The organism is Azospira restricta (assembly GCF_016858125.1).
Classification (GTDB): domain Bacteria; phylum Pseudomonadota; class Gammaproteobacteria; order Burkholderiales; family Rhodocyclaceae; genus Proximibacter; species Proximibacter restrictus.
In genome coordinates, this window is record NZ_CP064781.1 from 2,343,950 (window position 1) to 2,367,913 (window position 23,964).

A 23,964-nucleotide genomic window follows, 5' to 3' on the forward strand; every position below is an offset into this window, starting at 1 on the left:
GTTGCCGATCGCGAAGGACGGCGTTCATGATCCGCGCTCGCCCGCGGCCAAGCAGCTGCAGGAGCCGCAGGAAGCGCTCTCCCGGCTGACGCCGGACACCACCGGCAACCAGGTGCGCTGGGTGCAGTCCCTGGAAAAGGGCGAGATCAACCCGCGCGAGAAGCTCTTCCCGCAGACCGAGGTGAAGAAGCTCGACCAGGACATCCTGCTCAACCTCAAGGGCGGCATGCCGATCGTGCGCTTCCCGCACAAGCAGCACACCGAGTGGCTGGACTGCTCGAACTGCCACGACCACCTGTTCGAGCGCGAGACCGGCAAGACCAAGATCTCGATGTTCAACATCCTGCAGGGCGAACAGTGCGGCGTCTGCCACGGCGCCGTCGCTTTCCCGCTGACCGAGTGCTACCGCTGCCACAGCGTCACCCGGCCGGGGCAGACGAAGAACCTGCCGACGCACATGAACCCGCAGTTTCACATGCCCGGGAGGAAGGGGCCGTGATCGCGCGCCTCGTCCTGGCGTTCGCCGCGCTGGCGCTGGCCTTGTTCGTCGACATTCCGGACGCGACGGCCGAGTACGCCGACGTCGTCATCAACAAGCGCGCCGAGAAGGAGGGGATGCGGCCGGTGGTCTTCCCGCACTGGTTCCACCGCATCCGCTTCCGCTGCAAGGTGTGCCATGCCGAGCTCGGCTTCAAGATGCACGCCGGGTCCAATGATGTGACAATGGCGGCCATCATCGACGGCAAGTTCTGCGGAGCCTGCCACAACAACGATATCGCCTGGAGCGTCGAGAAGTGCGACCTCTGCCATTCGGGCAAGCGCGGCTTGCCTTCGGGAATCTACGGTGGACATGAGACGTCCGGCCCCGGTCGCTGGTAGCGGCCCCGTCCCCGACCGTCGCCGCCGCCGCGCGCTCGGGCTGGCCGCGGCGGCGGCGCTGGTGGCGCTCGCCGGCTGCTCGCCGGCCGCCGGTCGCCGCCCCGACCTGCAGGCGGACGGCGTCGCCAGCGTCATCGTCCCCGTCCGTTCGCTGGCGATGGCGCGGCTGATCCTGCGCGTCAATCAGGCCGGCGCGCCGACCTTCGAGGCCGGCGCCTTCGGCGGCTTCACGCCGCTGGTTTTCCCGGTCGACGTCGCCGCGTCGACGCTCGACCTGTTCATCGCCGACGCCGGCGTCGGCCGCCTCTACCGCTACGACGCGACCGTCGACGCGATGGCGGTCATCGGCGGCGTCCGCGTCACGCCGCAGACGCGGCTGGCCGCGTCGCCCGACGGCTCGGTGCTGGTCAGCGATCCGGCGGCCGGCGGCGCGCTGCGCTTCGACCGCGCCGGCAACCTCGTGCAGCGCATCGACGCGCGCCTCGGCGCCGCGCGCTACGACGACATCGCGGTCGACCCGGAGAGCGGCCGCTACCTCGCCCTCGACCGCCTGCAGCAGCGGATCGAGGAAGTGCATCCGGTCGGCAGGAGCGGCGTCGTGCTGGTCGACCGCCAGCTGCCCGACGGCCCGGTCGGCATCGCCCTCGACCGCCGCCTGATCTACGTCAGCGGCCGCCACTGCGGCTGCGTGGTCGCCATCGACCCGGCCAGCGGCCGGCAGACGACGCTGATCGAGGATCTGCGGGACGTCGGTCCGCTCGCCGCCGGCGGCGGCTGGCTGGCGATCGCCGACGGCGTGCAGCGCCGCCTGTTCCTCCACCGCGACGGCATGCTGCGCGGCGAACCGTCGTTCGACGCGCTGAAGCTCGTCAACCCGCAGGGCCTGGCGATCGTGAACGACACCCTCTACGTCGCCGACGGCGCCGGCCGCAAGGTCTCGGTGTTCCGGCTGAAGCCATGAGAGCGGCGACCGTCCTCATCCTCGCGCTGCTGCTCGGCGCCTGCGCGACGAGCGGCGAGAAGCCGGTGCTGCAGTTCGGCGCGCAGGTCGAGATCGGCCGCAAGGGGACGATGTTCCCGGCGCAGCAGGCCGAGGAAATCCCGCGCTACATCTACGTCGGCCAGCTCACCGGCGAGGAGAACTTTGTCTGGCCGGAGCCGAAGAAGGACACGCTCGGCAGCTTCTTCCGCTGGCTGGTCGGCCTCGTCGGCGGCGACAGCGCGCCGGAGGCGCTGATGCGGCCGCAGCACGGCGCCATCGACGAGTCCGGCCGCATCCTGATCACCGACATCAGCCGGCAGGCGGTCGCGGTCTTCGATCCGGTGGCCGGCCAGCTGGTGTTCTGGGACAAGGCGGTCGGCTACCAGGGTTTCGTCGCCCCGGTCGGCATCGCGCTCGGCAGCCAGGGCGACGCCTATGTCGCCGATGCCGAGCTGGCGCTGGTGGCGCGCCTCGACAAGGACGGCAACAGCCTCGGCGTGTTCGGCCGCGGCATGCTGCAGCGGCCGACCGGCGTCGCCTGGGATGCGAAGCGCAAGCGCCTCTACGTCGCCGACACGCATGCGCACGACATCAAGGTGTTCGACGAGTCCGGCCAGTTCGTCGGCCATTTCGGCGAACGCGGCGACGGCAAGGGCGAGTTCAACTTCCCGACCTTCCTCACGCTCGCCGGCGACGAGCTGTACGTCAGCGACACGATGAACGCCCGCATCCAGGTGGTTTCCGCCGAGACCGGCGAGTTCCGGCGCAGCCTCGGAACGCGCGGCACCTACGTCGGCAACCTGGTGCGGCCGAAGGGGGTCTCGGTCGACGGCGAGGGCAACGTCTACGTGGTCGAGTCGTACCACGACCATCTGCTGGTCTTCAACCGCCGCGGCGAGTTCCTGATGCCGATCGGCGGCGGCGCGGGACAGGACATCGGGCAGTACTACCTGCCCTCCGGCGTGTGGATCGATGCGCAGAACCGCATCTTCCTCGCCGATACCTTCAACGGACGCATCGTCGTCTATCAGTTCCTCGGTGGCGGGGCGGAAAATGAATAAGGCCATACTCAGGATTCTCGGCACCGGTGCCGTCGTCGCGGTCGGGCTCGCGGCCTTCGTCGGCGACTCGTGGTCGGCGCGCGAGTCGAACGTGCGCGCGACCAAGCACAACCTGTCCAAGGACTGGTACGGCGGCGGTGCCGACCCGCGGACGGTGAAGGCGACCAGCGAGACGCAGGTCTGCGTCTTCTGCCATACGCCGCACGCGGCGACGCCGGCGGTGACGCCGCTGTGGAACAAGCAGGTCTCGGGCGCCACCTACACGACCTACACCTCGTCCTCGCTCGACGCGCAGGCGATCGCCGGCACGCTGGCACAACCCGGCGGCAGCTCCAAGCTGTGCCTCTCCTGCCACGACGGCACGCTGGCGATCGGCAACGTGAACGTGCTCAACGGCGCCGGCTCGACCGGCACCCAGGGCACGCAGAGCATCGCCCTGTCCGGCACCGGCGGCGGCGGCACGATGGCGCCGGGCAGCGGCACCACCACCGGCTTCACCCGCTTCCTCGGCACCGACCTGTCCAACGACCACCCGATCTCGGTGACCTACAACAAACTGCTGTCGGATCGCGACGGTGAAATCCGCGACGCGACGCTGAACGCCACCGACGGCACCTGGGAATGGGTCAACGCCGGCACGCGCATCATCGGCGTGCGTAGCCACCGCACGCAGGGCGGCAGCGGCCAGCCGCAGAAACCGGTGCTGCCGCTGGAGAAGACCGGCAGCGACACCGATGCCGGCCAGGTGCAGTGCGCCAGCTGCCACGATCCGCACATCCGCGAGACCGACACCACCAAGGGCAACCAGAAGTTCCTGCGCCTCAACCGCTTCCAGGAATCGGCGCCGGCCAATGCCTACAGCCAGGACGGCGACATCATCTGCCTGGCCTGCCACAACAAGAACCGCGGCAGTGGCGCCTGGGCGTATTCGGCGCACGCCAACCCGCTGGTGGCGACGCAGACCTATACCAGCGCAGCGGCGACCCAGCGCGAGTTTCCGGCGAACATGCAGGTGTGGAAAGCGGCCTGCCTGAACTGCCACGACACGCACAGCGTGCCCGGTTCGCGCCGGCTGCTGCGCGAGGGCACCGACGGCGTCGGCACGCCGAAGTCCGGCGGCAGCTCGGCGATCGAGGAGACCTGCTACCAGTGCCACACCAACAGCGCCGCCAGCGCGATCACGCCGACGACGACGGTGCCGGACATCAAGACCGACTTCACGACCTCGACCGTCCGCATGCCGATCAGCTCGACGAACCAGCCGGCCGGCACCGAGGTGCACGACATCGGCGGCAGCTTCAACGATGCGACCTTCGTGGACTGCACCGGGACGACCAACAAGTGCGGCAAGGACTTCCTCGAATCGCGGGCCAAGCTCGGTGCCGGCAACCTCAGCAACCGGCATGCCGAATGCACCGACTGCCACAATCCGCACCGCGTGGTGAAGTTCCGCGACTTCCGCGGCCTCGCCGGCTCGGGCAACCTGAACGGTACCCCGGATGCCGCGGGAACCCACACCCACACCGAGACCACCGGCTACACCCATACCAACATCGCCTCCGGCGTGCTGCGCGGGACCTGGGGCGTCGAGCCGACCTACGGTTCGGCGTCGTTCCACTCCCTTCCGTCCGGCTACGTCGTCAAGCGCGGCGACCCGGGCAGCGCCACCGACACCAGCGCCGCAGCGACCTATGTCACGCGTGAGTACCAGGTCTGCCTGAAGTGCCATTCGGACTACGGTTACTCGGACAACAACACCTATCCGACCGGCAACCGGCCGAACCTGGGCAGCTTCACCGGCGGCACGCCGAGCGGTCGGAACGGCCTGACCCAATACACCAACCAGGCGAAGGAATTCCAGGCGCCGGCCGCGCACAAGGGGGCGTCGACGCAGACCGACAGCGGCGCGGGCGCCAGCTACACGACGAACAACCAGCGCTCGTGGCACCCGGTCATGGACAATACCGGGCGCACGCTGGCGGTGCGGGGCGGCATGAGCAACTCGTGGCGGTTGCCGTGGAGCAACGCCGTCGGCACGCAGACGATGTACTGCTCCGACTGCCACGGATCGAGCACTGCCGCGACCAGCGTCATTCCCGCCGGCGGCGAAAACGGCAGCCCGTGGGGGCCGCACGGCTCGGCCAACGACTTTCTGCTGAAGGGGGCGTGGACCGATGCCACGAGCGAAACCGCAAACCTGCTCTGCTTCAAGTGCCACGACAGCACGGCCTACATCGGCGGCGAGACGAATACCCAGAACACCGGTTTCTGGCAGTCGTCGAAAGGCAACCTGCACCGCTATCACGATGCCAGGATCGGTCGCAGCTATTTCAGATGCACCTGGTGCCATATCGCGGTGCCGCATGGCTGGAAGAACAAGGCGCTGCTGGTCAACCTGAGCGACGTCGGTCCCGAGGCCGGCCTGACGGCCGGGACGGCGATCGCCGACAGCGTGGCGATCAACGGCTATTCGAAGGAGCCGTACTATTACAAGGCGGTCAACAAGATCAAGACCTTCAAGACCAGCGGCAGCTGGGCGATCGGCGACTGCGGCAACGGCGATTCCGACAAATGGATGCGCTCCAACCCCGATGCGTCGCGAGGCGAGGGCATATGCAAGAATCCTCCGTGATCGCCGCCGGGCCGCCCTCGCCGTGGTCCGAGCGCTGGCGGGTGTGGCGCAACTGGCTGGGGTCGCTGCGCTTCGCGCTGGTCAATCTGCTGCTGCTGTTCGCCGGCGTCTGGGTCGTCTACCTCGAGCTGCCCGGAGCCCTGTGGGCGCTGGTGCTGCCGCTCGCCAGCAGCGCCTTGAACCTGCTGGTCGCGATCGCCGTCAACGGCGCCTTCCGCCGGCAGCTGCCGCTGCTTGCCTTCCATCTGGCGCTGCTGGCGATCGTCGTGCTCGTCGCGCTCGGCCGCCTCACCTATCTGCGCGGCGCGGTCGAGATCGTCGATGGCGGCGAGTTCGACGGCGTGCTGACCACGCGGGATGCCGGCCCGTGGCATGCCGGCAGGCTGGCCGAGGTGCGTTTCGCCAACCTCGGCTTCGCGATCGATTATGATCCGGGCCTGCGGCGCGGGCAGACGCGCAACGAGGTCGCCTACCGGGACGCCGACGGCGCCGTGGTGCGCACGACCATCGGCGACCAGACGCCGCTGCGGCTCCTCGGCTACCGCTTCTACACCAGCTTCAACAAGGGCTTTGCGCCCAGCTTCGTGTGGCATCCGGCGGGCGGCGGCGAGCCCGCGTTCGGCGCCGTGCACCTGCCGTCGTATCCGCTCAACGAATACGAGCAGGCGCGCGACTGGGAGATTCCGGGGACCGGCATTCCGATCTGGACGATGCTGCGCTTCGACGAGATCGTCCTCGATCCGGACAAGACGGACCAGTTCAAGCTGCCGGGCCGGCACGACGTGGTCGTCCGCATCGGCGAGCAGCGCTGGGAGATGCGGCCGGGGATGGCGGTCGATCTGCCTGCCGGGCGCCTGCAGTACGTCGGCGTGCGCGGCTGGATGGGGTATTCGGTTTTCTACGACTGGACCGTGCCGTGGCTGCTCGCGGCGGCCGTCACCGCCGTGCTCGCACTGGGCTGGCACTACTGGAGGAAGTTCGCGGCGCGGCCGTGGAATCAGGCGAAGGACGATGGATTATCTGCTTGAACTGAAGGTGTTGTGGGCGGCGATCGTCGCCTATGTGCTCGGCGGCGTGCTGGCGATCGTCTCGGTGGCGCTCGGCCGGCGCGACGAGCGCAAGATACTGGCGCTGATGCTGGCCGGCCTCGTGCTGCACACGGTGTCGCTGGGCATGCGCTGGGAGCGCGTCGGCCACGGCCCGTTCATCACGCTGTTCGAGATCCTGTCGTCGAACGTGTGGAGCCTGATGCTCGCCTTCGTCGTCGCCTACTGGCGGATTCCGAAGATCCGCGCCTCGGCGGCGGTGGTGATGCCGATCATGTTCGTGATGATGGGCTGGCTGATGGTCGCGCATCCGGGCGAGGGGCATTTCCCGCCGACCTACCATACGCCCTGGCTGTTCATCCACATCGGCCTGGCCAAGGTCTTCCTCGGCGCGGTGCTGGTCGCCGTCGGCCTGGCCGGCGTCATCCTGCTGCGCCGCGCCGGCATCGGCCTGCGCCGCTTCGCCACGCTGCCGGCGGACGAGCGGCTGGAGGAACTGGCCTTCCGCTGTCTCGCGCTCGGCATCATCTTCGACAGCCTGATGCTGATCGCCGGCGCCATCTGGGCGCAGGACGCCTGGGGCCGCTACTGGGCGTGGGATCCGCTCGAAACCTGGTCCTTCGTCACCTGGCTGCTGCTCGCAGTGGCGCTGCACCTGCGGGTGACCTACAGGCCGGCGCCGGCGCGCACCGCGTGGATGGTGATGGCGGTGTTCGTGATGGCCTTCCTGACCTTCTTCGGGGTGCCGTTCATTTCGACGTCGCCGCACAAGGGGGCCGTCTGATGGAACTGTCGTCGAATCCGCCGGGCGAAGCCGGCCGCCGCGACGCCGTCCTCTGGCTGGCGCTGGCGATCTGCGCGGTGGCGGTGTCCGGGCTGTTCGCCGTGCTCATCGCGCTCGCCCGCGTGCCGGCGCTGGGTACGCTGTTTCCCGGCCCGGAGTTCTACCGCGTCGCGCTGACGCTGCACGTGAACCTGTCGCAGGGCGTCTGGTTCATGGCCTTCGCCGGCGTGCTGTGGAGCCTCGCCGCGCCGCGCGCGCCGGGAGAAACCGGCCGCGCCGCCTGGTGGGCTGCCGCCGGCGGTGCGCTCGGCATGGTGCTGTCGGTCGCCGACGGGCGGCCGGAGGCGATCATGAGCAACTACGTGCCGGTGCTCGACAGCCCGCTGTTCCTGGCCGCGCTGGCGCTGTTCGGGATCGGCGTGCTGATCAAGGCAGCGCAGGGCGCGCGCGCGGGCTGCCCGTGGCCGCTGCGCGACGCCGCCGACGTGCAGCGCCTGGCGCTGTTCCTGGCCGCGCTTGAAACGCTCGCGGTGTTCGCGCTGCTGCTCGCGGCCGGTGTCGCGATGCCCGGCGGCGAAACCGGCTATGCCTATTTCGAGACGCTGTTCTGGGGCGGCGGCCACCTCTGGCAGTTCGCGCTGGCCAGCCTGCTGATGGTCTGCTGGCTGGAACTGGCGCCGGCGGGGGCGCAGCGCCTCGCGCCCGGAGCGCTGGCCGCGATCGTCGGCGCCGGAGCGCTGCCGGTGCTGGCGGCACTTGCCGTGCCGTTCCTGCATGTGCCCGAGTCGGCGGAATACGTGCACGCCTACACCTGGCTGATGCAGTGGACCAGTTGGCAGGCACCGCTCGCGCTGGCGCTGGCGCTCGCCTGGAGCGCGCGCGGTCGGTGGGGCCGGGAAATCGCGCCGGGCTTCGGCCTGTCGCTGCTGCTCTTCGTCGCCGGCCTGCTGCTCGGTTCGCTGATCGACGGCCAGACGACGCTGGTCACCGCGCACTACCACGGCACCATCGGCGCCGTGACGCTCGGCTTCATGGCCGCCAGCTTCGCGCTGCTGCCGCGGTTGGGGATCGCCGCGCCGGGGCGGCGCGCGCTCCGCCTGCAGCTCGGCTTCTACGGCTACGGCATCCTGCTGATGATGGCCGGGCTCGCCGGCGCCGGGCTGATGGGCGCGCCGCGCAAGACCCCGGGCGACCTGTCGGCGACCTGGGGGGTCGAGACCTTCTCGCGCATCTGCCTCGGCGTCGGCGGCCTGCTGGCGACGATCGGCATCCTGATGTTCGCCGTGCTGCTCGTCCGCCGCCTGTTCCCGGCGGTGTCGGCGGCCTATTCGCGATGAGGTTGGGGCTCATGGAAGACCCCGCGCCCGCCGCCCCGCGTCAGCGTCCGCGCGACGTCCGCTGGCGCGCGCTGCTGCTGACGCTGGCCGCGATCGTCGCCGGCGGCCTGCTGCTCGAATGGTCCGGCCGCTTCCCGGAGTTCGGCGGCGCGCCGCAGGCGAAGGCCAGGCACGTCCAGCAGAAACGCGCCGAGGAGGTCGAGCAGCGCTTCAATCAGGGCGTCGTGATGCTGCATGCGAAGCAGTACGACCATGCGCTGACCGCCTTCCACCGCGTCCTCGAACTGGCGCCGCAGATGCCGGAGGCCTACGTCAACGCCGGCTTCGCGCTGCTCGGCAAGGGCGAGTACAAGGCCGCCGCCGATTTCTTCGACGAGGCGACGACCTTGAACAGCGGCCAGATCAATGCCTACTACGGGCTGGCGGTGGCGCTCGAAGGCCTCGGCGAGCGGCGCGCGGCGATCGAGGCGATGCGGGCCTACCTGCACCGTGCGCCGGCCGACGACCCCTATCGGCGCAAGGCCGAAGCCGCGGTCTGGGAGTGGAGCGCGTCGCTGCCGAAAGCGCAGGCGCCGGAACCGCCGAGGAAGAAATAGGCCGCCGCTGGCTCGCTTATTGCTGCCTCCTTCCAAATTCGGCGCCGCTGTCGCGGCGTCCGTTTGCCGGGGGAGGAGAACATGAAGAAATACCTGGTCGGCATGGCGGCCTTCTGTTTCGGCTCGCTCGCCGCGGGTGACGACGATGTCGCCGCCAACGCCTTCCTGCGCGAGAACCTGCGCAGCATCAACGACGAGGTCGCGGCCTATCGGCCGATGCTCGAATCGATGGGCAAGGATCCCCGCGCCGGGCGCGATTCGCGCGAGGCGCTGGCGCGCATCGATGCGCTGCTCGTCGAGGCGCGCCGGCTGGCGCAGCAGACGAAGCTTGCCGAGGCGGTGCGCCAGGGCGAGACCGCCAAGCGGCTGGCGATCGAGACCATGGTCCGGCTGAAGGCCGGCGAGACGGTGACGCATGCGCTCAGGTTCGAGACGCCGGCCGACGAATACGCCTACGAGCTGCGCCGCTTCGACAGCAACGCCATGCTGGTGTCGATGAACCTCGAGGACAAGGGCGACGCCGGCCTGCGCGGCCGGGTCGATGCCGAGATGACGGCGGCCGGCCGGCTCAAGGCCGCGGCCGCCGCCGAGGCTGCCGCCGGCCGCTACGGCGAGGCGGTGAAGCGGATGGAGACGGCCAGCGGCCACCTGACGCGGGCGCTGCAGGCGCTCGGCGTGCCTGTCTTCTGATGGTTGTCCCGTTGCGCTGGCATGTGAGTTGCTGCTGACGCTGCATCGCTTCCTTTCCGCCGCGACATGAACAACCGCCTGATCAACTGGTTCAAGTACGCCTCGCCGCAGAGCTTCTACCCGCTCGCCGGGAAGCTGATCCCGTGGTTCGCCGCGGCGGCCGTCGTCTTCGGCGCCGCCGGGCTGTGGCTGGGCCTCGCCGTCGCGCCGACCGACTTCCAGCAGGGCGAGGGCTACCGCATCATCTTCGTGCACGTCCCGGCCTCGTGGATGAGCATGTTCATCTACCTGGTGATGGCCTTCTGGGCCGGCCTCGGGCTGGCCTACAACACGCGGCTGTCCGGGATGATGGCGCAGGCGCTGGCGCCGACCGGGGCGCTGATGGCCTTCCTCTCGCTGTGGACCGGCGCGCTGTGGGGCAAGCCGATGTGGGGCACCTGGTGGGTGTGGGACGCACGGCTGACCTCGGAGCTGATCCTGCTCTTCCTCTACATCGGCTTCATCGCGCTGCAGGCCTCGATCGACGACCCGCGCCGCGCCGACAAGGCCGGCGCCGTGCTGGCGCTGGTCGGCGTCGTGAACATCCCGATCATCTACTTCTCGGTGAAGTGGTGGAACACGCTGCACCAGGGCTCGTCGGTGAGCCTGACCAAGTCGCCGTCGATGGCCGCGCTGATGCTGTGGGGCATGCTGCTGATGGCGCTGGCGTTCTGGATGTACAGCATCGCCGTCGCGCTCTACCGGGTGCGCGGCATCATGCTCGAGCGCGAGCGCGGCAGCGAATGGGTGAAGAGCGTGCTGCAGGCGGAGGGTACGAAATGAACATCCACTGGCAGAGCTTCTCCGACTTCCTGGCGATGGGCGGCTACGGCCTCTACGTCTGGGGCTCGTTCGGCGTCACCGCGCTGATCCTAGCGCTGGAACCGATGCTCGCCGTGCGCCGGCGCCGCGGCCTGCTGCTCCGCCTCGGGCGCCAGTTGCGGGCGGAACGCGGCTGATTCGGCGTTTTCCCGCCGTCGGGAAAACGCTTTCCTCGTTTCGCGGAACTCGGAAAATTCCTCGTCGGCGGGGATGGGTGATCGCCGATTCCCGAAACCGATGACGTCGGAATCGCGCCCCTCGCGGCGGGCGTTCGCGGCCCCCGCCACTTTTCCAAATCGATGATTTGACACGCATTTGACGCACGTTTGTGACGCAATTGCGAAGGGCACGGGCGTTGCTATTTCTCTCCGAGTTTCATTGCATACACATCGGAGGAAAATGTGCTGAACATCGAGAAAAAAGCCGTTGCCAAAGCGGTGGGGATGCTCGCCTGTGCGCTGCTCGCGTCGCCAGCGGCCGCGGACGACGCCGCGCGCATCAAGGAGCTCGAGCGCAAGCTCGAACGCAGCATGCAGCTGATCGAAAACCTGTCGGCCAAGGTCAGCGAGCTGGAAAAAGCGAAGGCGCCGGCGCCGGCAGCGTCGCCGGCGGCCGCCGACCAGCAGGCGCGCGTGGAAGCGCTCGAGCGCCAGGTTGCGCAGCTGGGCAGCGGCATCTCGCGCCGTTCGTTCGACGACGGGATTCCGGTGCACGGTTTCGCCGACGTCGGCCTTGCCCACAGCGGCGAACACAACCCGATCTTCGGCAAGGGCCGCAAGGGCTTCAACGTCGGCTCGTTCGATCTCTACCTGACGCCGCAGTTCGGCGATCGCGTGCGCAGCCTGATCGAGCTGGTCTTCGAAGTCGACCACGACGGCGATATCGCCACCGACCTGGAGCGCCTGCAGATCGGTTACGCCTTCAGCGACGCTGCGGTCGCCTGGGGCGGACGCTTCCATACGCCCTACGGCTACTGGAACACGGCGTTCCACCACGGTGCGCAGATCCAGACCTCGCTCTCGCGGCCGCGTTTCCTCGAATTCGAGGACAAGGGCGGGATTCTGCCGGCGCATACCACCGGCGCCTGGCTGACGGGTGCGTTGCCGCTCGCCGGCAATCGTTTCGGCTACGACGTATACGTCGGCAACAGCTCGTCGCTGCGTGTCGAGAACACCGCGACGACGCTCTCCGCGAACAATGCCGCGGCATTCAACAGCCAGGTCAGCGCCGGCGGCTACGCCGGCGGCGGCGCCCTGAACATGAAGATGGCCGGCGGCGATAGCGGGTCCTACATGACCGGATTCAATGCCTGGATCGAGCCGCGCGCGATCGACGGCCTGCGTCTCGGCGTGCATGGCCTCGGCGGCTCGATCACGGACGACAGCGCCGACCGCAACCGCACCCGGCTGGCGGCACTGGGCGCCTACGGCGTCTTCGCGAGCGAGCGCTGGGAAGTGCTCGGCGAGTTCTATCGCTTCAACAACCGCGACCTGTCGGGCGGCAGCGGCAGCCACCGCAGCTGGGCCGGCTACCTGCAGGCGGGCTACAACAGCGGCCGCTGGACGCCGTACGTACGCGGCGAAAGGGCGAGCCTGGAGCAGAAGGACAACTACTTTGCGGTGCAGGAGTTCGGGCGCTCGTACCGCCGCTTCGTCGCCGGCCTGCGCTACGACTTGGATCCGAAGGCGGCGCTCAAGCTGGAACTGTCGCGGACCAGTCAGGAAGACCTCGGTCTCGGCGGCGACGACCGCTATGGCGCAGCGCAGCTCCAGTATTCGATCCGCTTCTGAGGGGGATGACGATGCGTAATGCGAAGCTTGCCCGGAGCGCGGTGCTCGGGCTGATTCTGGCGCCGCTCGCGGCGATCGCCGATGGCTATGTGATCGCGCACAGTTCGGTCAATGTTGCGCCGGGCGACGTGCGGGAGATCTACGTCGGCAACATGCAGTTCGCCGGTTCGGTGAAGCTGGTGCCGGTCGACAACGGCGCCGTCCAGGGCGATTTCCTGAGCAAGGTGATCAAGACCGATCCGGACCGCTACGCCACGATCTGGGCGAAGAAGGGTTTCCGCGACGGCCTCAATCCGCCGCCGGTCAAGTCCGGCGACGCCGAGGTGATGGACTTCGTGAAGCGCACGCCGGGGGCGATCGGCTACGTGTCGACCAATCCGGGCGGCGCCAACATCATCGTGAAGTATTGAGGCCCGGGCAGGGCCGCAGGGGGAACGTCATGAACATCCTGAGGAATCTGACGGTGCGCGTGCAGCTCATCGCCACCTTCATCCTGGTGACGGTGGGCTTCATCGTCGGCGTCGGCATCGGCGACCGCGTTTCCGCGCGCATGCACGACGATGCGGTGGGGATCTACGAGAACGCGCTGATTCCGACCAGCGCGGTCGGCGACATCATGCGCAACATCCACGATTCACGCGCACAGCTGCTGCTCAGCCTGCAGCACGATCCCGCCGGCGAGTGGGCGAAGATGCACGACCACCCGGTCGACAAGCATCTCGGTGCCTACGCCGACGCCGTCGACGATGCGCGCGATGCCCATGCCTCGTACCTCAAGCGGCCTGCGCTGCCGGACAACGAGCGCCAGCTGCTGGGGGCGATCGGCGGCGGTCTCGACGCCTATGCGGCGGCCGGAAACGAGGTCGTCGCTGCGTTCCGTGCCGGCGATTACCGCCAGGCCAACGCCGTCATCCTGAAGAAGATCAACCCGGCGATGGGGGCACTGGAGAAGAAGGTGCGCGAGCTGGAGACGGTCCTGATCAAGCGCTCGAAGCAGGAGAACGAGGACAGCGGCGCGCTGCGCACCCGTCTCGCGCTATTGATGTGGGCCGGCACCGGCCTCGGCGTGGCGCTGGTGTGGGGCATGTACTTCTTCCTCGCACGCAACATCTCGCGGCCGCTGGCGCGGGTCCGCGACGTCGTTACCCGGGTCGCCGAGGGCGATCTGACGACCGCGATCGAGGTGCGTGCCGGCGGCAACGAGTTCGACGCGGTGCTGCGCGCGATCGCGCGCATGCAGGACAGCCTGCGCGAGATGACCGGCGAGATCCAGCGTGCCGCCGGCGTCGTCTCGAGCAATGCGCAGCTGCTGTCGCGGCGGATCGACGAGTCGGCGCAGCATTCGGAAAGCCAGCACGGCCAGATCCTGGAAGTGACCGCGGCGCTGCAGCAGATGAGCCGGGCGATCGAGGAAGTCTCGGGCGGCGCGCACGGCGTCGACGAGGCGACCCGGCGCGCCCGCGATCTCGCCGAGAGCGGCGCGGTCAGCATGGAGGGCAACCTGACGACGGTGAACAAGATCGTGCAGACGGTGCGCGATTCCAGCGGCGCGATCCAGGACCTGTGCGACACCGCCCGCCGCATCCACGAGCTGGCCGGGATCATCCAGGACATCGCCGGGCAGACCAACCTGCTCGCGCTGAATGCGGCGATCGAGGCGGCGCGCGCCGGCGAACAGGGGCGCGGTTTCGCGGTCGTCGCCGACGAGGTCCGCAAGCTCGCCGAGCGCACCGCGAAGAGCTCGATCAGCATCGGCGAGATGCTGGACAGCGTCAGCCACCGCTCGGACCAGGCGATGGTCGCGATGCGCCAGGTGATGACCGACGTCGAGGAAGGGGCGGCGCAGACGCGCGAGATCGGCGACACGCTGCGCCGCATCCTGGAGGCGGCCAACGAGATGAGCCGGCTGACGCGCGACATCGCCAGCGCGACGACGCAGCAGACGCAGGCCTCGTCGCAGACGGTGGCGTCGATGAACGGCATCACCGAACTGACCGACCGCAACAACGTCGCCATCCAGGAGGTGGCGGTGACGGCGTCCGAAATGTCGGAGATCGCCGGCCGCCTGCAGGGACTGGTCGGCCGCTTCCGTTTCGCGGCCTGAGCCGCGGCAACCGGCGGCGCTTTCCCGAAAACGGGAAGGTGCCGCTGCAGGCCGCCGTCCGGGCGGCTCCGGCCGCCAGCGGGACAAGGGTTTCCGCGACCCTGCGGCGCGTGGAATCGATCTTGCTATCATTCCCGCACCCATCGCGGAGATCGATTCATGATTCCTGAACTCGGGCATTTCGCCCTCATTGCCGCCCTTGCCGTCGCCATCCTGCAGGGGGGGGTGCCGCTCTACGGCGTCGTCCGTCAGGACCCGCGCCTGATGAACCTGGCGATCCCCGCCGCGCAGGCGCAGTTCGTCGCTGTCGCCGTGGCCTACGGCTGCCTGACGCAGGCCTTCGTCAGCAACGATTTCTCGGTGACCTACGTCGCCCAGCATTCGAACACGCTGCTGCCGATGTTCTACAAGGTCGCCGCGGTGTGGGGCGGGCACGAGGGCTCGATGCTGCTGTGGGTGCTGATCCTGGCGGTGTGGACGGCGGCGGTGTCGCTGTTCAGCCGCCGCCTGCCGCGCGAGACGGTGACCACCGTGCTGTCGGTGATGGGGCTGGTCAGCATCGGCTTCCTCGCCTTCCTGCTGTTCGTTTCCAACCCCTTCGAGCGCCTGCTGCCGGCCGCGGTCGACGGCCGCGACCTGAATCCGCTGCTGCAGGACCCGGGCATGGCCTTCCACCCGCCGATGCTGTACATGGGCTACGTCGGCTTCTCGGTGGCCTTCGCTTTCGCCATCGCCGCGCTCGTCTCGGGCCGGCTGGACACCGCCTGGGCGCGCTGGTCGCGGCCGTGGACGACGATCGCCTGGGTGTTCCTGACGCTGGGCATCGCCCTCGGCTCGTGGTGGGCCTACTACGAGCTGGGCTGGGGCGGCTGGTGGTTCTGGGACCCGGTCGAGAATGCCTCGTTCATGCCCTGGCTGGTCGGCACCGCGCTGATGCATTCGCTGGCGGTGACCGAGAAGCGCGGCAGCTTCAAGAACTGGACGGTGATCCTGGCGATCCTCGCCTTCTCGCTGTCGCTGCTCGGCACCTTCCTCGTCCGCTCGGGCGTGCTCACGTCGGTGCATGCGTTTGCCACCGATCCCAAGCGCGGCATCTTCGTGCTCGCCTTCCTCGCCATCGTCGTCGGCGCGTCGCTGACGCTGTTCGCCTGGCGGGCGCCGAAGGTCGGCCTGGGCGGCAGCTTCGAGATGCTGTCGCGCGAGTCGATGCTGTTGGTGAACAACGTGCTGCTGACGGTGGCCGCCGGCGCGGTGATGCTCGGCACGCTCTATCCGCTGTTCCTCGACGCGCTCGACCTCGGCAAGATTTCGGTCGGCCCGCCGTACTTCGAGGCGGTGTTCGCGCCGTTGATGGTGCCGCTGGTGGCGCTGATCGGCATCGGTCCGTTCCTGCGCTGGAAGGCCGGCCGGCTGGCCGACCTGCCGCGCCTGCTGTGGGCCGTGCTGGCGCTGTCGCTGCTCGCCGGCGCGGTGCTGCCGCTGGCCTTCGGCCGCTGGTCGGCGCTGGTCGCCTTCGGCAGCCTGCTCGGCGTCTGGGTCATTCTCTCCAGCTTCGTCCACATCGCCGAGCGCGTCCGCGGCGGCAGCGCCGGCGGTAGCGCATTCTTCGCGCGCCTGGCGACGGTGCCGCGCGCGCACTGGGGCATGGTGCTGGCGCATGCCGGCGTCGGCGTCTTCATCCTCGGCGTCAGCATGGTCAAGACCTTCGAGGCCAACGCCGACGTCAAGATGGGTGCCGGCGACACGACCACGGTCGGCGGCTACACCTTCAAGCTGCTCGGCATCGAGGAGTACAAGGGGCCGAACTACATCGCCGCGCGCGGGCGCGTCGAAGTCAGCCGCGACGGCGCGGTGGTGAAGACGATGTATCCGGAGAAACGCATCTACCACGTGCAGAAGATGCCGATGACCGAGGCGGCGATCGACACCGGCCTGTTCCGCGACCTCTACGTGTCGCTCGGCGAAATGATCGACGAGCGCACCTGGATCGTCCGCGTGCAGCACAAGCCGCTGGTCGACTGGATCTGGTGGGGCTGCCTGCTGATGGCCGTCGGCGGCCTGCTCGCCGCGACCGACCGCCGCTACCGCGTCGCCCGCCGGCTGCAGCGCGAGCGCGCCGCGGCGCTGGCCTCGGCGTAAGGGGGAGCGCATGCGACGCTTCCTGCTGCCGCTCGGCATCTTCATCGTCCTCGTCGGCTTTCTCGCGGTCGGCCTGCGGCTGAATCCGCGCGAGGTGCCGTCGCCGTTCATCGGCAAGCCGGCGCCGGCCTTCTCGGTGCCACAGCTGCACGCCGCCGAGCACAGCATCGCGCCCGCCGACATGCTCGGCAAGGTCTGGCTGCTCAACGTCTGGGCCTCATGGTGCGTGTCCTGCCGCCAGGAGCACCCGGTGCTGATGGATCTGGCGGCGCGCAAGCTGGTGCCGATCGTCGGCCTCGACTACAAGGACGAGCGCGCTGCCGGCATCGCCTGGCTGCGCGAACACGGCGACCCCTACCTGCTGTCGGCCTACGACCGCGACGGCCGCATCGGCATCGACTACGGCGTCTACGGCGTTCCCGAGACCTTCGTCGTCGACAAGGCGGGGGTCATCCGCTACAAGCATATCGGGCCGCTGACGCAGAAGGCGGTCGACGAAAAAATTGTGCCGCTGGTAAAGGAGCTGAACGGTGCGTAACTGGTTTGCTGCGATTTTCCTGACCCTGGCCGCGGCCGGCGTCGGTGCTGCGGAGGCCGTGCCGGCCGCCGCCGACCCGGTGCTCGAGGCGCGCGTGCAGAAGCTCGCCGAGGAGCTGCGCTGCCTGGTCTGCCAGAACCAGAACCTGGCCGACTCGCACGCCGAGCTGGCGATCGACCTGAAGAACCAGGTGCGCGAGATGCTGAAGCAGGGCAAGTCGGACAAGGAGATCGCCGACTACATGGTCCAGCGCTACGGCGACTTCGTGCTCTACCGGCCGCCGGTGAAGACGACCACGCTGCTGTTGTGGGGCGGGCCGTTCGTGCTTTTCGCCGGCGGCCTGGGCGTGCTCTTTTTCAACCTCCGGCGCCGGCGCAATGTTGGCGCGGCGCCGCTGTCGCAGGCCGAGCACGCCGCCGCGCTGCGCCTGCTCGAAGAAAAGAAGGAGGGCGCATGACCCTGTTCGTGATTCTCGCCGGCCTGCTCACGGTCGGCATCCTCGGGGCGCTGCTCCATCCGCTGCTGCGCGGCCGGCGCGGCAAGGTCGTGGAGACGGCCGAGGTGCGCGCGCTCAACCTCGCCATCCTGCGCGAGCAGATGGCGGAGCTGGAGCGCGACCACGCCGCCGGTCAGCTGGCGCCGGAAGCCTACGAGAAGGCCCGCCAGGAGATCGAGCGGCGCGTGCTCGAGGACGCTGCCGGCGAAACCGTGCCGGCGGAAGAGGGCGGGCGCCGCCCGCTGCTCGCCGGTGCGCTCGGCAGCGGCGTCGCGGCGCTGATCGTCGGCCTCTACGTGTTGCTCGGCACGCCCGAGGCGATGACCGGCGCCAGGCCGGGGCCGGCCGCTGGCGGCGAGGGCGGGCACGCGCTCGGCCAGCAGCAGATCCAGGCGATGGTGCAGCGCCTCGCCGAGCGCCTGCAGGACAACCCGAACGACGGCAACGGCTGGCTGATGCTGGCCAAGTCCTACGGCGTGCTGGGGCGCTTCGCCGAATCGGCGGCCGCCTACGGCCGCGCCATCGCGCTGCTGCCGCCGGACGCGCAGGTGCTCGCCGATTTCGCCGACACCGTGGCGATGGCGCAGGGGCGCAGCCTGCAGGGCGAGCCGGAGCGCATCGTCAAGGACGCGCTGACGATCGATCCGAACAACATCAAGGCCCTGGCCCTGTCGGGGACGATCGCCTTCGAGCGCCAGGATTACCGGGCGGCGATTGCGCAGTGGCAGAAGATCCTGCCGCTGGTGCCGGAAGGCTCGCAGGCCGCGATGGGCATCCAGGGCAGCATCCGCGACGCCGAGAACCGGCTGGCGGCGGCCGGCGGTGCGCCGAAGGCGGCGGCTGGCGGCGCCGCGGTCGCCGGCAGCGTCACGATCGATCCGGCGCTGGCGGCGAAGATCGCCCCGGGCGACACGCTGTTCGTCTTCGCGCGTGCGGCCGACGGGCCGAAGATGCCGGTGGCGATGGCGCGGATGCCGGCGGGCAAGCTGCCGGCGAGTTTCTTGCTTGACGATAGCATGTCGATGACGCCGAACTTCAAGCTGTCGCAGCAGCAGAAGGTCGTGATCGGTGCGCGGATTTCGAAAAGCGGAGACGCGCTGCCGAGATCGGGTGACCTCGAAGGCTTCTCGGCAAGCGTGACGCCGGGGGCTGCCGGTGTTGCTGTAGTCATCAATTCGATAGTTAACTAGGTGTCGCCGAAGTTTCTCTGAAAAAAACAGGATTTCGGCACCTTCCCGCGATCGGGGAGCGAGCCGTTGGCGGCGCCGGGTTGGGGGGCGTTGCCATGTTTCGCAGGAAGACAGCAATCCACTGGGTGGCCGCGATGGCGGCCATCCTGTCCATCGTTCCGGCTTCCGCAGGCGAGGAAAACCTCGATGCGCTACAGTCGGAGGCCCGTCGCGCGGCGATGCGCCTGCTTGAACAAATACGCGGCGAGGTCAACCGCGAACTCGACCAGACAGGGCCGATCCGCGCGATCACGGTTTGCAAATACAGCGCGCCGGAGATCAGTTCGGCGATTTCACGCCAAACTGGCATGCGGGTGACCCGGGTCAGCCTGCGTCCGCGCAACCGGATGCTGGGCGAGCCGGACAGCTGGGAGCAGAAAGGTCTTCTTGATTTCGAGAAGCGTCTTGCCAAAGGCGAGAAGATCGAGACGCTGGAAGCGTCGCAAGTGGTCAGCGAGCCGACCGGCCGCTACTATCGCTACCTGAAAGCCATCCCGATGGCGCAGCCGTGCCTGGCGTGCCACGGTCCGGTGGCGGGCATCCCGGAGGGGGTCAAGGCGCAGCTCGCCGCCGACTACCCGCACGATCGGGCGGTCAACTTCCAGCAAGGGCAGGTGCGTGGCGCGGTCTCCGTCAAGAAACCCCTCGATTGAATCTCCCGGCGCCGGTCGCCGGCGGCTGCTGCAGCTGCTGACCCTGCCGCTGTGCGCCGCCGCCTGCGGTCGCGAGGCGCTGCCGCGTGCCGCCGTCGGCGTCGGCGACCCTTTCCCGTCGTTCGAGCTCCCCGATCTGCAGCGCCGGCCGCGGCGGCTCGCCGACTTCCTCGGTCGCCCGCTGCTGCTCAACTTCTGGGCCACCTGGTGCCCGCCGTGCCGAGCCGAAATGGCCGGTCTGCAGGTGCTGCACCGCGGACTGGCGGCGTACGGCGGAGCCGTCGTCGCCGTTTCGGTCGACGACGACATCAACCTCGTGCGCGAGTTCGTGCTGCAGGTGGGGGTGGAGTTTCCGGTGTTGCTCGACACCGGCCGTGCTTTCGCGACCGCCGCGTTGCGGCTGTCGTCGTATCCGACCAGCTTCGTGCTGCGCCGCGACGGGCGGGTCGGCGAGGTGGTCGTCGGCGCGCGCGCCTGGGAGGCGCCGGACGAGCTGCCGCGGCTACTGGCGGCGGCTGCCTGACCGCGCTGCCGGGGTTACTTGCCGCCTTCGATGCTGGCGAGCGCCTTCTTCGCTTCCGGATGTCCCTGGGCGGCGGCCTTGCGCATCCAGCGTGCGGCTTCGGTGCGGCTGTCGATGACGCCCTTGCCGGCGAGGAAAAGCAGGCCGAGGTGGTACTGCGCCTCGGCATGGCCGGCGCTGGCTGCCTGGAAGTACCACATCGCCGCCTCACGGTCGGGGTCGGGTACGATTTTTGCGATTTGCGAACCGAACAGGTAGGCCGAGCCGAGCTGGAACATCGCCTCCGTGTAGCCCTGCGCCGCCGCCTTTTTCCACCAGTAGATCGCCTGTTTCTCATCTTCGGGGACGCCGTGCCCCTGGTAGTAGAGCGCGCCGAGGCGGAACTGGGCGAGCGGGTTGCCGCCGTTGGCCAGCGGCGTCAGCATTTGTGCGGCCTGTGCATGGCGGCCGGCCTCGATCGCGCGGACGGCGTCGGTGAGCGGGTCGGCGGCATGGAGCAGCGTGCTGGCGATGAGGGCGAGGGCGGTCAGCGAAAGTTTTTGCAGCATTTAGAACCCTGGTTTGGCGAGGCGGCGACTGCGTGCATCGGTTGGTGGATAATGGCCGAATGCATCGGCAAACGAATGGTGACTGCGGGAAGCAAAAAATGGGCCTTGAACGGGCGCTGCGCACATGGAGCAAGCGATGGTAGCTGGGCAGGACAAGCCGGGCAGCGCTGAGCAGTATCCCATCCGGGGGACGTCGCTGCGCCGCAAGGGCATGTGGACCGTGGTCGTGTTGCTCATCTATTTCGCCGGCGTGATGGCGGTCATTTCGTACGAACGCACCATTCTCGTCGAATCGGTGGCCGAGCTGGAGGAAATCCACGGCCTCGAGCAGCGCCAGGTGGCGCTCAACATGACCGTCTCGCGCGCGGTGCTGGCCGTCAACGAAAATTATTTTGCACCCAATATCGAGGAGTCGGCAAAGGTTCTCGTGCTCGAGGTCGAGGCCGTGCTCTCCGGGCTGACCCGGCTGCTGCCGCATTACCCCTTCCTCGCCGACGGCGTCGCCGCGCTCAACCGCGGCATCGAGGAGCTGTCGACCTCGCCGTCGCGGGCGGCGATCGCCGACCTGCGCGGCGGCATGCACCGGCTGGTGATCGACCTCGACACGGTGACCAACGACATCAACAACCGCAGCCAGCGGCTGCTCTACCGCTACCGCAGCACCTTCGACCGGCTGACGATGGAATGGACCGCCTTCGTCGTCATCGGTCTGACCGTGCTCGGCGGCCTGATCATGTTCTTCTTCCGCCGTCTCGCCGAGGACATCGGCGTCGCCCGCGAGCGGGCGGTGGCGATCGTTCGCGGCTACCGCGGCGAGCCGCTGAAGGTGCAGCGCGACGACGAGCTGGGCTCGCTGATGAGCGCGATCAACGACATGCAGCGCGACCTGCGCCACCACGAGTCGGAGATCGAGGTCGCCCGCCAGCAGCAGTTCCACAAGGAGAAGATGGCGGCGGTCGGCTCGCTCGCTGCGGCGGTCGCGCACGAGATCAACAACCCGCTGTCGGCGATCGTCGGCATCGCGCAGGCGATCGACGAGGAATGCCAGAAGGAGGACTGCGCGCAGTACCGCAGCGTCTGTCATCCGGAGATGATCCTCGACCAGGCCAAGCGGGTGATGCACATCACCCGCCAGATCAGCGAATTCTCGGTGCCGCAGTCGCCCGATCCGGAGCTGATCGACCTCAACGGCCTGATCCGCAGCACCTGCAATTTCGTCGCCTTCGACCGCCGCTTCCGCCTCCTCGAGCTGAAGATGGACCTCGAGCCGGCGCTGCCGGCGGTGTACGCCGTCGCCGACCAGCTGGTACAGGTGGCAATGAATTTGCTTATAAATGCTGCCGATGCGCTGCAGGGGCGAACCGATCCGCTGCCGAAGATCGAGGTCAGTACCGCCGTCAAGGACGGCATGGTGCTGCTCTCGGTCCGCGACAACGGGACCGGCATCGCCCCCGAGGTCATCGACCAGGTGTTCAACGAGCGCTTCACGACGAAGGGGCCGGGCAAGGGGTCCGGGCTGGGACTGTTCCTGTGCCGCGAGCTGATCCGCGGCGCCGGCGGCGAGATCACGCTGAACTCCGAGGTCGGCACCGGCACGCTGGTGACGGTCAGCCTGCCGGTGCCGGCGGCGCTCGGGGCGTAACGAGACTAATGCAGTTCTCTGGGGAATGAACGCATATGCATGTGCTGGTAATTGATGACGAAGCGGCAATCCGCCAGATCCTGGCGGCGACGGTGAGCCGTGCCGGCCATTCGGTCGATACCGCGGAAAACGTCAAGGAGGCGTCCTCCAAGCTGGTCCGCGGCGACGTCGATGTCGCGCTGTGCGACATCAAGATGCCGGACGGCAACGGCGTCGATCTCGTGCGCAGCTTCAAGGGCTCGGGGATCGATACGCATTTCATCATGGTCACCGCCTTCGCCTCGATGGAGACGGCGGTCGAGGCGCTGCGCGCCGGCGCCACCGACTACATCGTCAAGCCGGTGCGCAACGAGGAGCTGCTGCACCGCCTCGCGCAGATCGACTCGATGCGCGGCCTGAAGGCGGAGAACCAGGCGCTGCGGCAGATGGTCGCCGGCGAGCGCGGCGTCTTCCACTTCACCGCGCCGTCGATGACGGCGATGGAACGGCTGGTGTCGAAGGTCGCGGTCACCGACAGCACCGTGCTGATCACCGGCGAGAGCGGCACCGGCAAGGGCGTTACCGCGCGCTCGATCCACGAGATGAGTGCGCGCAGCGAGTTCCCGTTCATCCCGGTGAACTGCGGCGCGATCCCGGAGAACCTGCTCGAGAGCGAGTTCTTCGGCCACACCAAGGGCGCCTTCACCGGCGCCGACCGCGCGCGCAAGGGCCTCTTCTCGCAGGCCGACCGCGGCACGCTGTTCCTCGACGAGATCGGCGAGCTGCCGCTGCACATGCAGACCAAGCTCTTGCACGTGATCGAGGACAAGGAGGTGCGCCCGCTCGGCGGCGAGCAGGCGCGCCGGGTCGACACGCGGATCGTCGCCGCGACCAATCGCAACCTCGCCGACATGGTGAAGGAGGGCACCTTCCGCGAGGACCTCTTCTTCCGCCTGTCGATGTTCCACATCCACATCCCGCCGCTGCGCGAGCGGCGCGAGGACATCTCGCGGCTGATCCGCTACGTGCTGCAGAACCTCGCCGGCAACGCCAGCAAGAAGGTGCTCGAGCTCGACCCGATGGCTGAGGAGCTGCTCGCCGACTATGCCTGGCCGGGCAACGTGCGCGAGCTGGAGAACGTGATCAACCGCGCCTACATCCTCGCCGACGGCGGCCGCATCACGCTCTCCGACCTGCCGCCGGACATCGCCCGCAACACCGTGAGCAGCAAGCCGGTCAGTGGCATGGATGTTGCTGTCAGCGGGGGCTTGCGCGAGCAGCTGCGGCGCCTGGAGGCCGACATCATCTTCCGTGCGCTGAAGGATTGCGGCGGCGACCGCAAGGTGGCCGCGCAGCGGCTGGAGATCGGGCTGTCCAGCCTGTACCGCAAGCTCGAGGAGTTCGAGGCGCTGGGCATGATGCGCCTCGAGGCCTGATCCATTTTTCGGAGGATGG

General features: G+C 68.6%; 24 protein-coding genes. 23 read left to right on the forward strand and 1 reads right to left on the reverse strand.

Features of this window, described 5'->3' with window-relative positions; translation table 11 throughout:
* Position 1: 1 nt before the first annotated feature.
* The 21 genes from IWH25_RS11520 to IWH25_RS11620 all read left to right on the forward strand — a co-directional run bounded on the left by IWH25_RS11520 (position 2) and on the right by IWH25_RS11620 (position 20,340).
* Positions 2–499 (forward strand): c(7)-type cytochrome triheme domain-containing protein, encoded by a 498-nt coding sequence (locus tag IWH25_RS11520; RefSeq protein WP_238998876.1) that lies wholly within the window; start codon positions 2–4, stop codon positions 497–499.
* Positions 496–879: a c(7)-type cytochrome triheme domain-containing protein gene (locus tag IWH25_RS11525; protein WP_238998877.1), complete on the forward strand. Its 384-nt coding sequence runs from the start codon at positions 496–498 to the stop codon at positions 877–879. The genes IWH25_RS11520 and IWH25_RS11525 overlap by 4 nt, the downstream gene beginning before the upstream one ends.
* Positions 851–1,840 (forward strand): NHL repeat-containing protein, encoded by a 990-nt coding sequence (locus IWH25_RS11530; protein ID WP_203385948.1) that lies wholly within the window; start codon positions 851–853, stop codon positions 1,838–1,840. The genes IWH25_RS11525 and IWH25_RS11530 overlap by 29 nt, the downstream gene beginning before the upstream one ends.
* Positions 1,837–2,922: a 6-bladed beta-propeller gene (locus IWH25_RS11535; protein WP_238998878.1), complete on the forward strand. Its 1,086-nt coding sequence runs from the start codon at positions 1,837–1,839 to the stop codon at positions 2,920–2,922. The genes IWH25_RS11530 and IWH25_RS11535 overlap by 4 nt, the downstream gene beginning before the upstream one ends.
* The gene (locus IWH25_RS11540; protein ID WP_203385949.1) at positions 2,915–5,554 is read left to right on the forward strand and encodes a cytochrome c3 family protein; all 2,640 of its coding nucleotides are present in this window, start codon (positions 2,915–2,917) and stop codon (positions 5,552–5,554) included. Before IWH25_RS11535 ends, IWH25_RS11540 begins: the two co-directional genes overlap by 8 nt.
* Positions 5,536–6,582, forward strand: coding sequence for a cytochrome c biogenesis ResB family protein (locus tag IWH25_RS11545; RefSeq protein ID WP_203385950.1), 1,047 nt, complete (start codon positions 5,536–5,538; stop codon positions 6,580–6,582). Before IWH25_RS11540 ends, IWH25_RS11545 begins: the two co-directional genes overlap by 19 nt.
* Positions 6,566–7,384 carry a cytochrome c biogenesis protein CcsA gene (ccsA, locus tag IWH25_RS11550; protein ID WP_203385951.1) on the forward strand — a complete coding sequence of 273 codons (819 nt, stop codon included), beginning with the start codon at positions 6,566–6,568 and terminating at the stop codon, positions 7,382–7,384. Before IWH25_RS11545 ends, ccsA begins: the two co-directional genes overlap by 17 nt.
* Entirely contained in the window at positions 7,384–8,721 is a 1,338-nt protein-coding gene (locus tag IWH25_RS11555) for a cbb3-type cytochrome c oxidase subunit I (protein WP_203385952.1), read from the forward strand. The genes ccsA and IWH25_RS11555 overlap by 1 nt, the downstream gene beginning before the upstream one ends.
* Positions 8,722–8,732: 11 nt before the next feature.
* Complete coding sequence (locus tag IWH25_RS11560) at positions 8,733–9,317, forward strand: tetratricopeptide repeat protein (RefSeq protein WP_203385953.1); 585 nt, start codon at positions 8,733–8,735, stop codon at positions 9,315–9,317.
* Positions 9,318–9,398: 81 nt separating this feature from the next.
* A complete protein-coding gene (locus tag IWH25_RS11565) occupies positions 9,399–10,007 on the forward strand; it encodes a hypothetical protein (protein ID WP_203385954.1) in 609 nt (202 codons plus the stop codon).
* Between the two features lie 66 nt (positions 10,008–10,073).
* Positions 10,074–10,829, forward strand: a complete 756-nt coding sequence (locus IWH25_RS11570; RefSeq protein ID WP_203385955.1) for a heme ABC transporter permease — start codon at positions 10,074–10,076, stop codon at positions 10,827–10,829.
* Entirely contained in the window at positions 10,826–11,005 is a 180-nt protein-coding gene (ccmD, locus tag IWH25_RS11575; RefSeq protein ID WP_238998879.1) for a heme exporter protein CcmD, read from the forward strand. The genes IWH25_RS11570 and ccmD overlap by 4 nt, the downstream gene beginning before the upstream one ends.
* Before the next feature lie 264 nt (positions 11,006–11,269).
* Complete coding sequence (locus tag IWH25_RS11580) at positions 11,270–12,658, forward strand: hypothetical protein (RefSeq protein ID WP_203385956.1); 1,389 nt, start codon at positions 11,270–11,272, stop codon at positions 12,656–12,658.
* Positions 12,659–12,669: 11 nt separating this feature from the next.
* Positions 12,670–13,068 (forward strand): phosphate ABC transporter substrate-binding protein, encoded by a 399-nt coding sequence (locus IWH25_RS11585; RefSeq protein WP_238998880.1) that lies wholly within the window; start codon positions 12,670–12,672, stop codon positions 13,066–13,068.
* Between the two features lie 29 nt (positions 13,069–13,097).
* The gene (locus IWH25_RS11590; RefSeq protein ID WP_203385958.1) at positions 13,098–14,762 is read left to right on the forward strand and encodes a HAMP domain-containing methyl-accepting chemotaxis protein; all 1,665 of its coding nucleotides are present in this window, start codon (positions 13,098–13,100) and stop codon (positions 14,760–14,762) included.
* Positions 14,763–14,921: 159 nt separating this feature from the next.
* Positions 14,922–16,901, forward strand: a complete 1,980-nt coding sequence (locus IWH25_RS11595; RefSeq protein WP_203385959.1) for a heme lyase CcmF/NrfE family subunit — start codon at positions 14,922–14,924, stop codon at positions 16,899–16,901.
* A 10-nt stretch (positions 16,902–16,911) separates the two neighbouring features.
* A complete protein-coding gene (locus IWH25_RS11600; protein WP_203385960.1) occupies positions 16,912–17,439 on the forward strand; it encodes a DsbE family thiol:disulfide interchange protein in 528 nt (175 codons plus the stop codon).
* A complete protein-coding gene (locus tag IWH25_RS11605) occupies positions 17,432–17,896 on the forward strand; it encodes a cytochrome c-type biogenesis protein (protein ID WP_238998881.1) in 465 nt (154 codons plus the stop codon). Before IWH25_RS11600 ends, IWH25_RS11605 begins: the two co-directional genes overlap by 8 nt.
* Entirely contained in the window at positions 17,893–19,125 is a 1,233-nt protein-coding gene (gene ccmI / locus IWH25_RS11610) for a c-type cytochrome biogenesis protein CcmI (protein ID WP_203385961.1), read from the forward strand. The genes IWH25_RS11605 and ccmI overlap by 4 nt, the downstream gene beginning before the upstream one ends.
* Positions 19,126–19,220: 95 nt before the next feature.
* The gene (locus IWH25_RS11615; RefSeq protein WP_203385962.1) at positions 19,221–19,817 is read left to right on the forward strand and encodes a Tll0287-like domain-containing protein; all 597 of its coding nucleotides are present in this window, start codon (positions 19,221–19,223) and stop codon (positions 19,815–19,817) included.
* A complete protein-coding gene (locus tag IWH25_RS11620; protein WP_203385963.1) occupies positions 19,783–20,340 on the forward strand; it encodes a TlpA family protein disulfide reductase in 558 nt (185 codons plus the stop codon). The genes IWH25_RS11615 and IWH25_RS11620 overlap by 35 nt, the downstream gene beginning before the upstream one ends.
* Before the next feature lie 14 nt (positions 20,341–20,354).
* On the opposite strand, the gene IWH25_RS11625 is transcribed toward IWH25_RS11620, so the two are convergent.
* Entirely contained in the window at positions 20,355–20,888 is a 534-nt protein-coding gene (locus IWH25_RS11625; RefSeq protein WP_203385964.1) for a tetratricopeptide repeat protein, read from the reverse strand.
* 136 nt (positions 20,889–21,024) lie between these two features.
* Here IWH25_RS11625 and IWH25_RS11630 point away from each other — a divergent pair, with 136 nt between their 5' ends.
* A complete protein-coding gene (locus tag IWH25_RS11630) occupies positions 21,025–22,530 on the forward strand; it encodes a sensor histidine kinase (protein ID WP_203385965.1) in 1,506 nt (501 codons plus the stop codon).
* 35 nt (positions 22,531–22,565) lie between these two features.
* A complete protein-coding gene (locus IWH25_RS11635; protein ID WP_203385966.1) occupies positions 22,566–23,945 on the forward strand; it encodes a sigma-54-dependent transcriptional regulator in 1,380 nt (459 codons plus the stop codon).
* The last annotated feature ends 19 nt before the right edge of the window (positions 23,946–23,964 follow it).

Bases quoted from the DNA above. Each gene is read 5' to 3' on its own strand.
- IWH25_RS11530 (WP_203385948.1), top strand. From the start codon at position 851: ATGAGACGTCCGGCCCCGGTCGCTGGTAGCGGCCCCGTCCCCGACCGT.
- IWH25_RS11535 (WP_238998878.1), top strand. From the start codon at position 1,837: ATGAGAGCGGCGACCGTCCTCATCCTCGCGCTGCTGCTCGGCGCCTGC.
- IWH25_RS11540 (WP_203385949.1), top strand. From the start codon at position 2,915: ATGAATAAGGCCATACTCAGGATTCTCGGCACCGGTGCCGTCGTCGCG.
- IWH25_RS11545 (WP_203385950.1), top strand. From the start codon at position 5,536: ATGCAAGAATCCTCCGTGATCGCCGCCGGGCCGCCCTCGCCGTGGTCC.
- ccsA (WP_203385951.1), top strand. From the start codon at position 6,566: ATGGATTATCTGCTTGAACTGAAGGTGTTGTGGGCGGCGATCGTCGCC.
- IWH25_RS11555 (WP_203385952.1), top strand. From the start codon at position 7,384: ATGGAACTGTCGTCGAATCCGCCGGGCGAAGCCGGCCGCCGCGACGCC.
- IWH25_RS11560 (WP_203385953.1), top strand. From the start codon at position 8,733: ATGGAAGACCCCGCGCCCGCCGCCCCGCGTCAGCGTCCGCGCGACGTC.
- IWH25_RS11565 (WP_203385954.1), top strand. From the start codon at position 9,399: ATGAAGAAATACCTGGTCGGCATGGCGGCCTTCTGTTTCGGCTCGCTC.
- IWH25_RS11570 (WP_203385955.1), top strand. From the start codon at position 10,074: ATGAACAACCGCCTGATCAACTGGTTCAAGTACGCCTCGCCGCAGAGC.
- ccmD (WP_238998879.1), top strand. From the start codon at position 10,826: ATGAACATCCACTGGCAGAGCTTCTCCGACTTCCTGGCGATGGGCGGC.
- IWH25_RS11585 (WP_238998880.1), top strand. From the start codon at position 12,670: ATGCGTAATGCGAAGCTTGCCCGGAGCGCGGTGCTCGGGCTGATTCTG.
- IWH25_RS11590 (WP_203385958.1), top strand. From the start codon at position 13,098: ATGAACATCCTGAGGAATCTGACGGTGCGCGTGCAGCTCATCGCCACC.
- IWH25_RS11595 (WP_203385959.1), top strand. From the start codon at position 14,922: ATGATTCCTGAACTCGGGCATTTCGCCCTCATTGCCGCCCTTGCCGTC.
- IWH25_RS11600 (WP_203385960.1), top strand. From the start codon at position 16,912: ATGCGACGCTTCCTGCTGCCGCTCGGCATCTTCATCGTCCTCGTCGGC.
- ccmI (WP_203385961.1), top strand. From the start codon at position 17,893: ATGACCCTGTTCGTGATTCTCGCCGGCCTGCTCACGGTCGGCATCCTC.
- IWH25_RS11615 (WP_203385962.1), top strand. From the start codon at position 19,221: ATGTTTCGCAGGAAGACAGCAATCCACTGGGTGGCCGCGATGGCGGCC.
- IWH25_RS11625 (WP_203385964.1), bottom strand. From the start codon at position 20,888: ATGCTGCAAAAACTTTCGCTGACCGCCCTCGCCCTCATCGCCAGCACG.
- IWH25_RS11630 (WP_203385965.1), top strand. From the start codon at position 21,025: ATGGTAGCTGGGCAGGACAAGCCGGGCAGCGCTGAGCAGTATCCCATC.
- IWH25_RS11635 (WP_203385966.1), top strand. From the start codon at position 22,566: ATGCATGTGCTGGTAATTGATGACGAAGCGGCAATCCGCCAGATCCTG.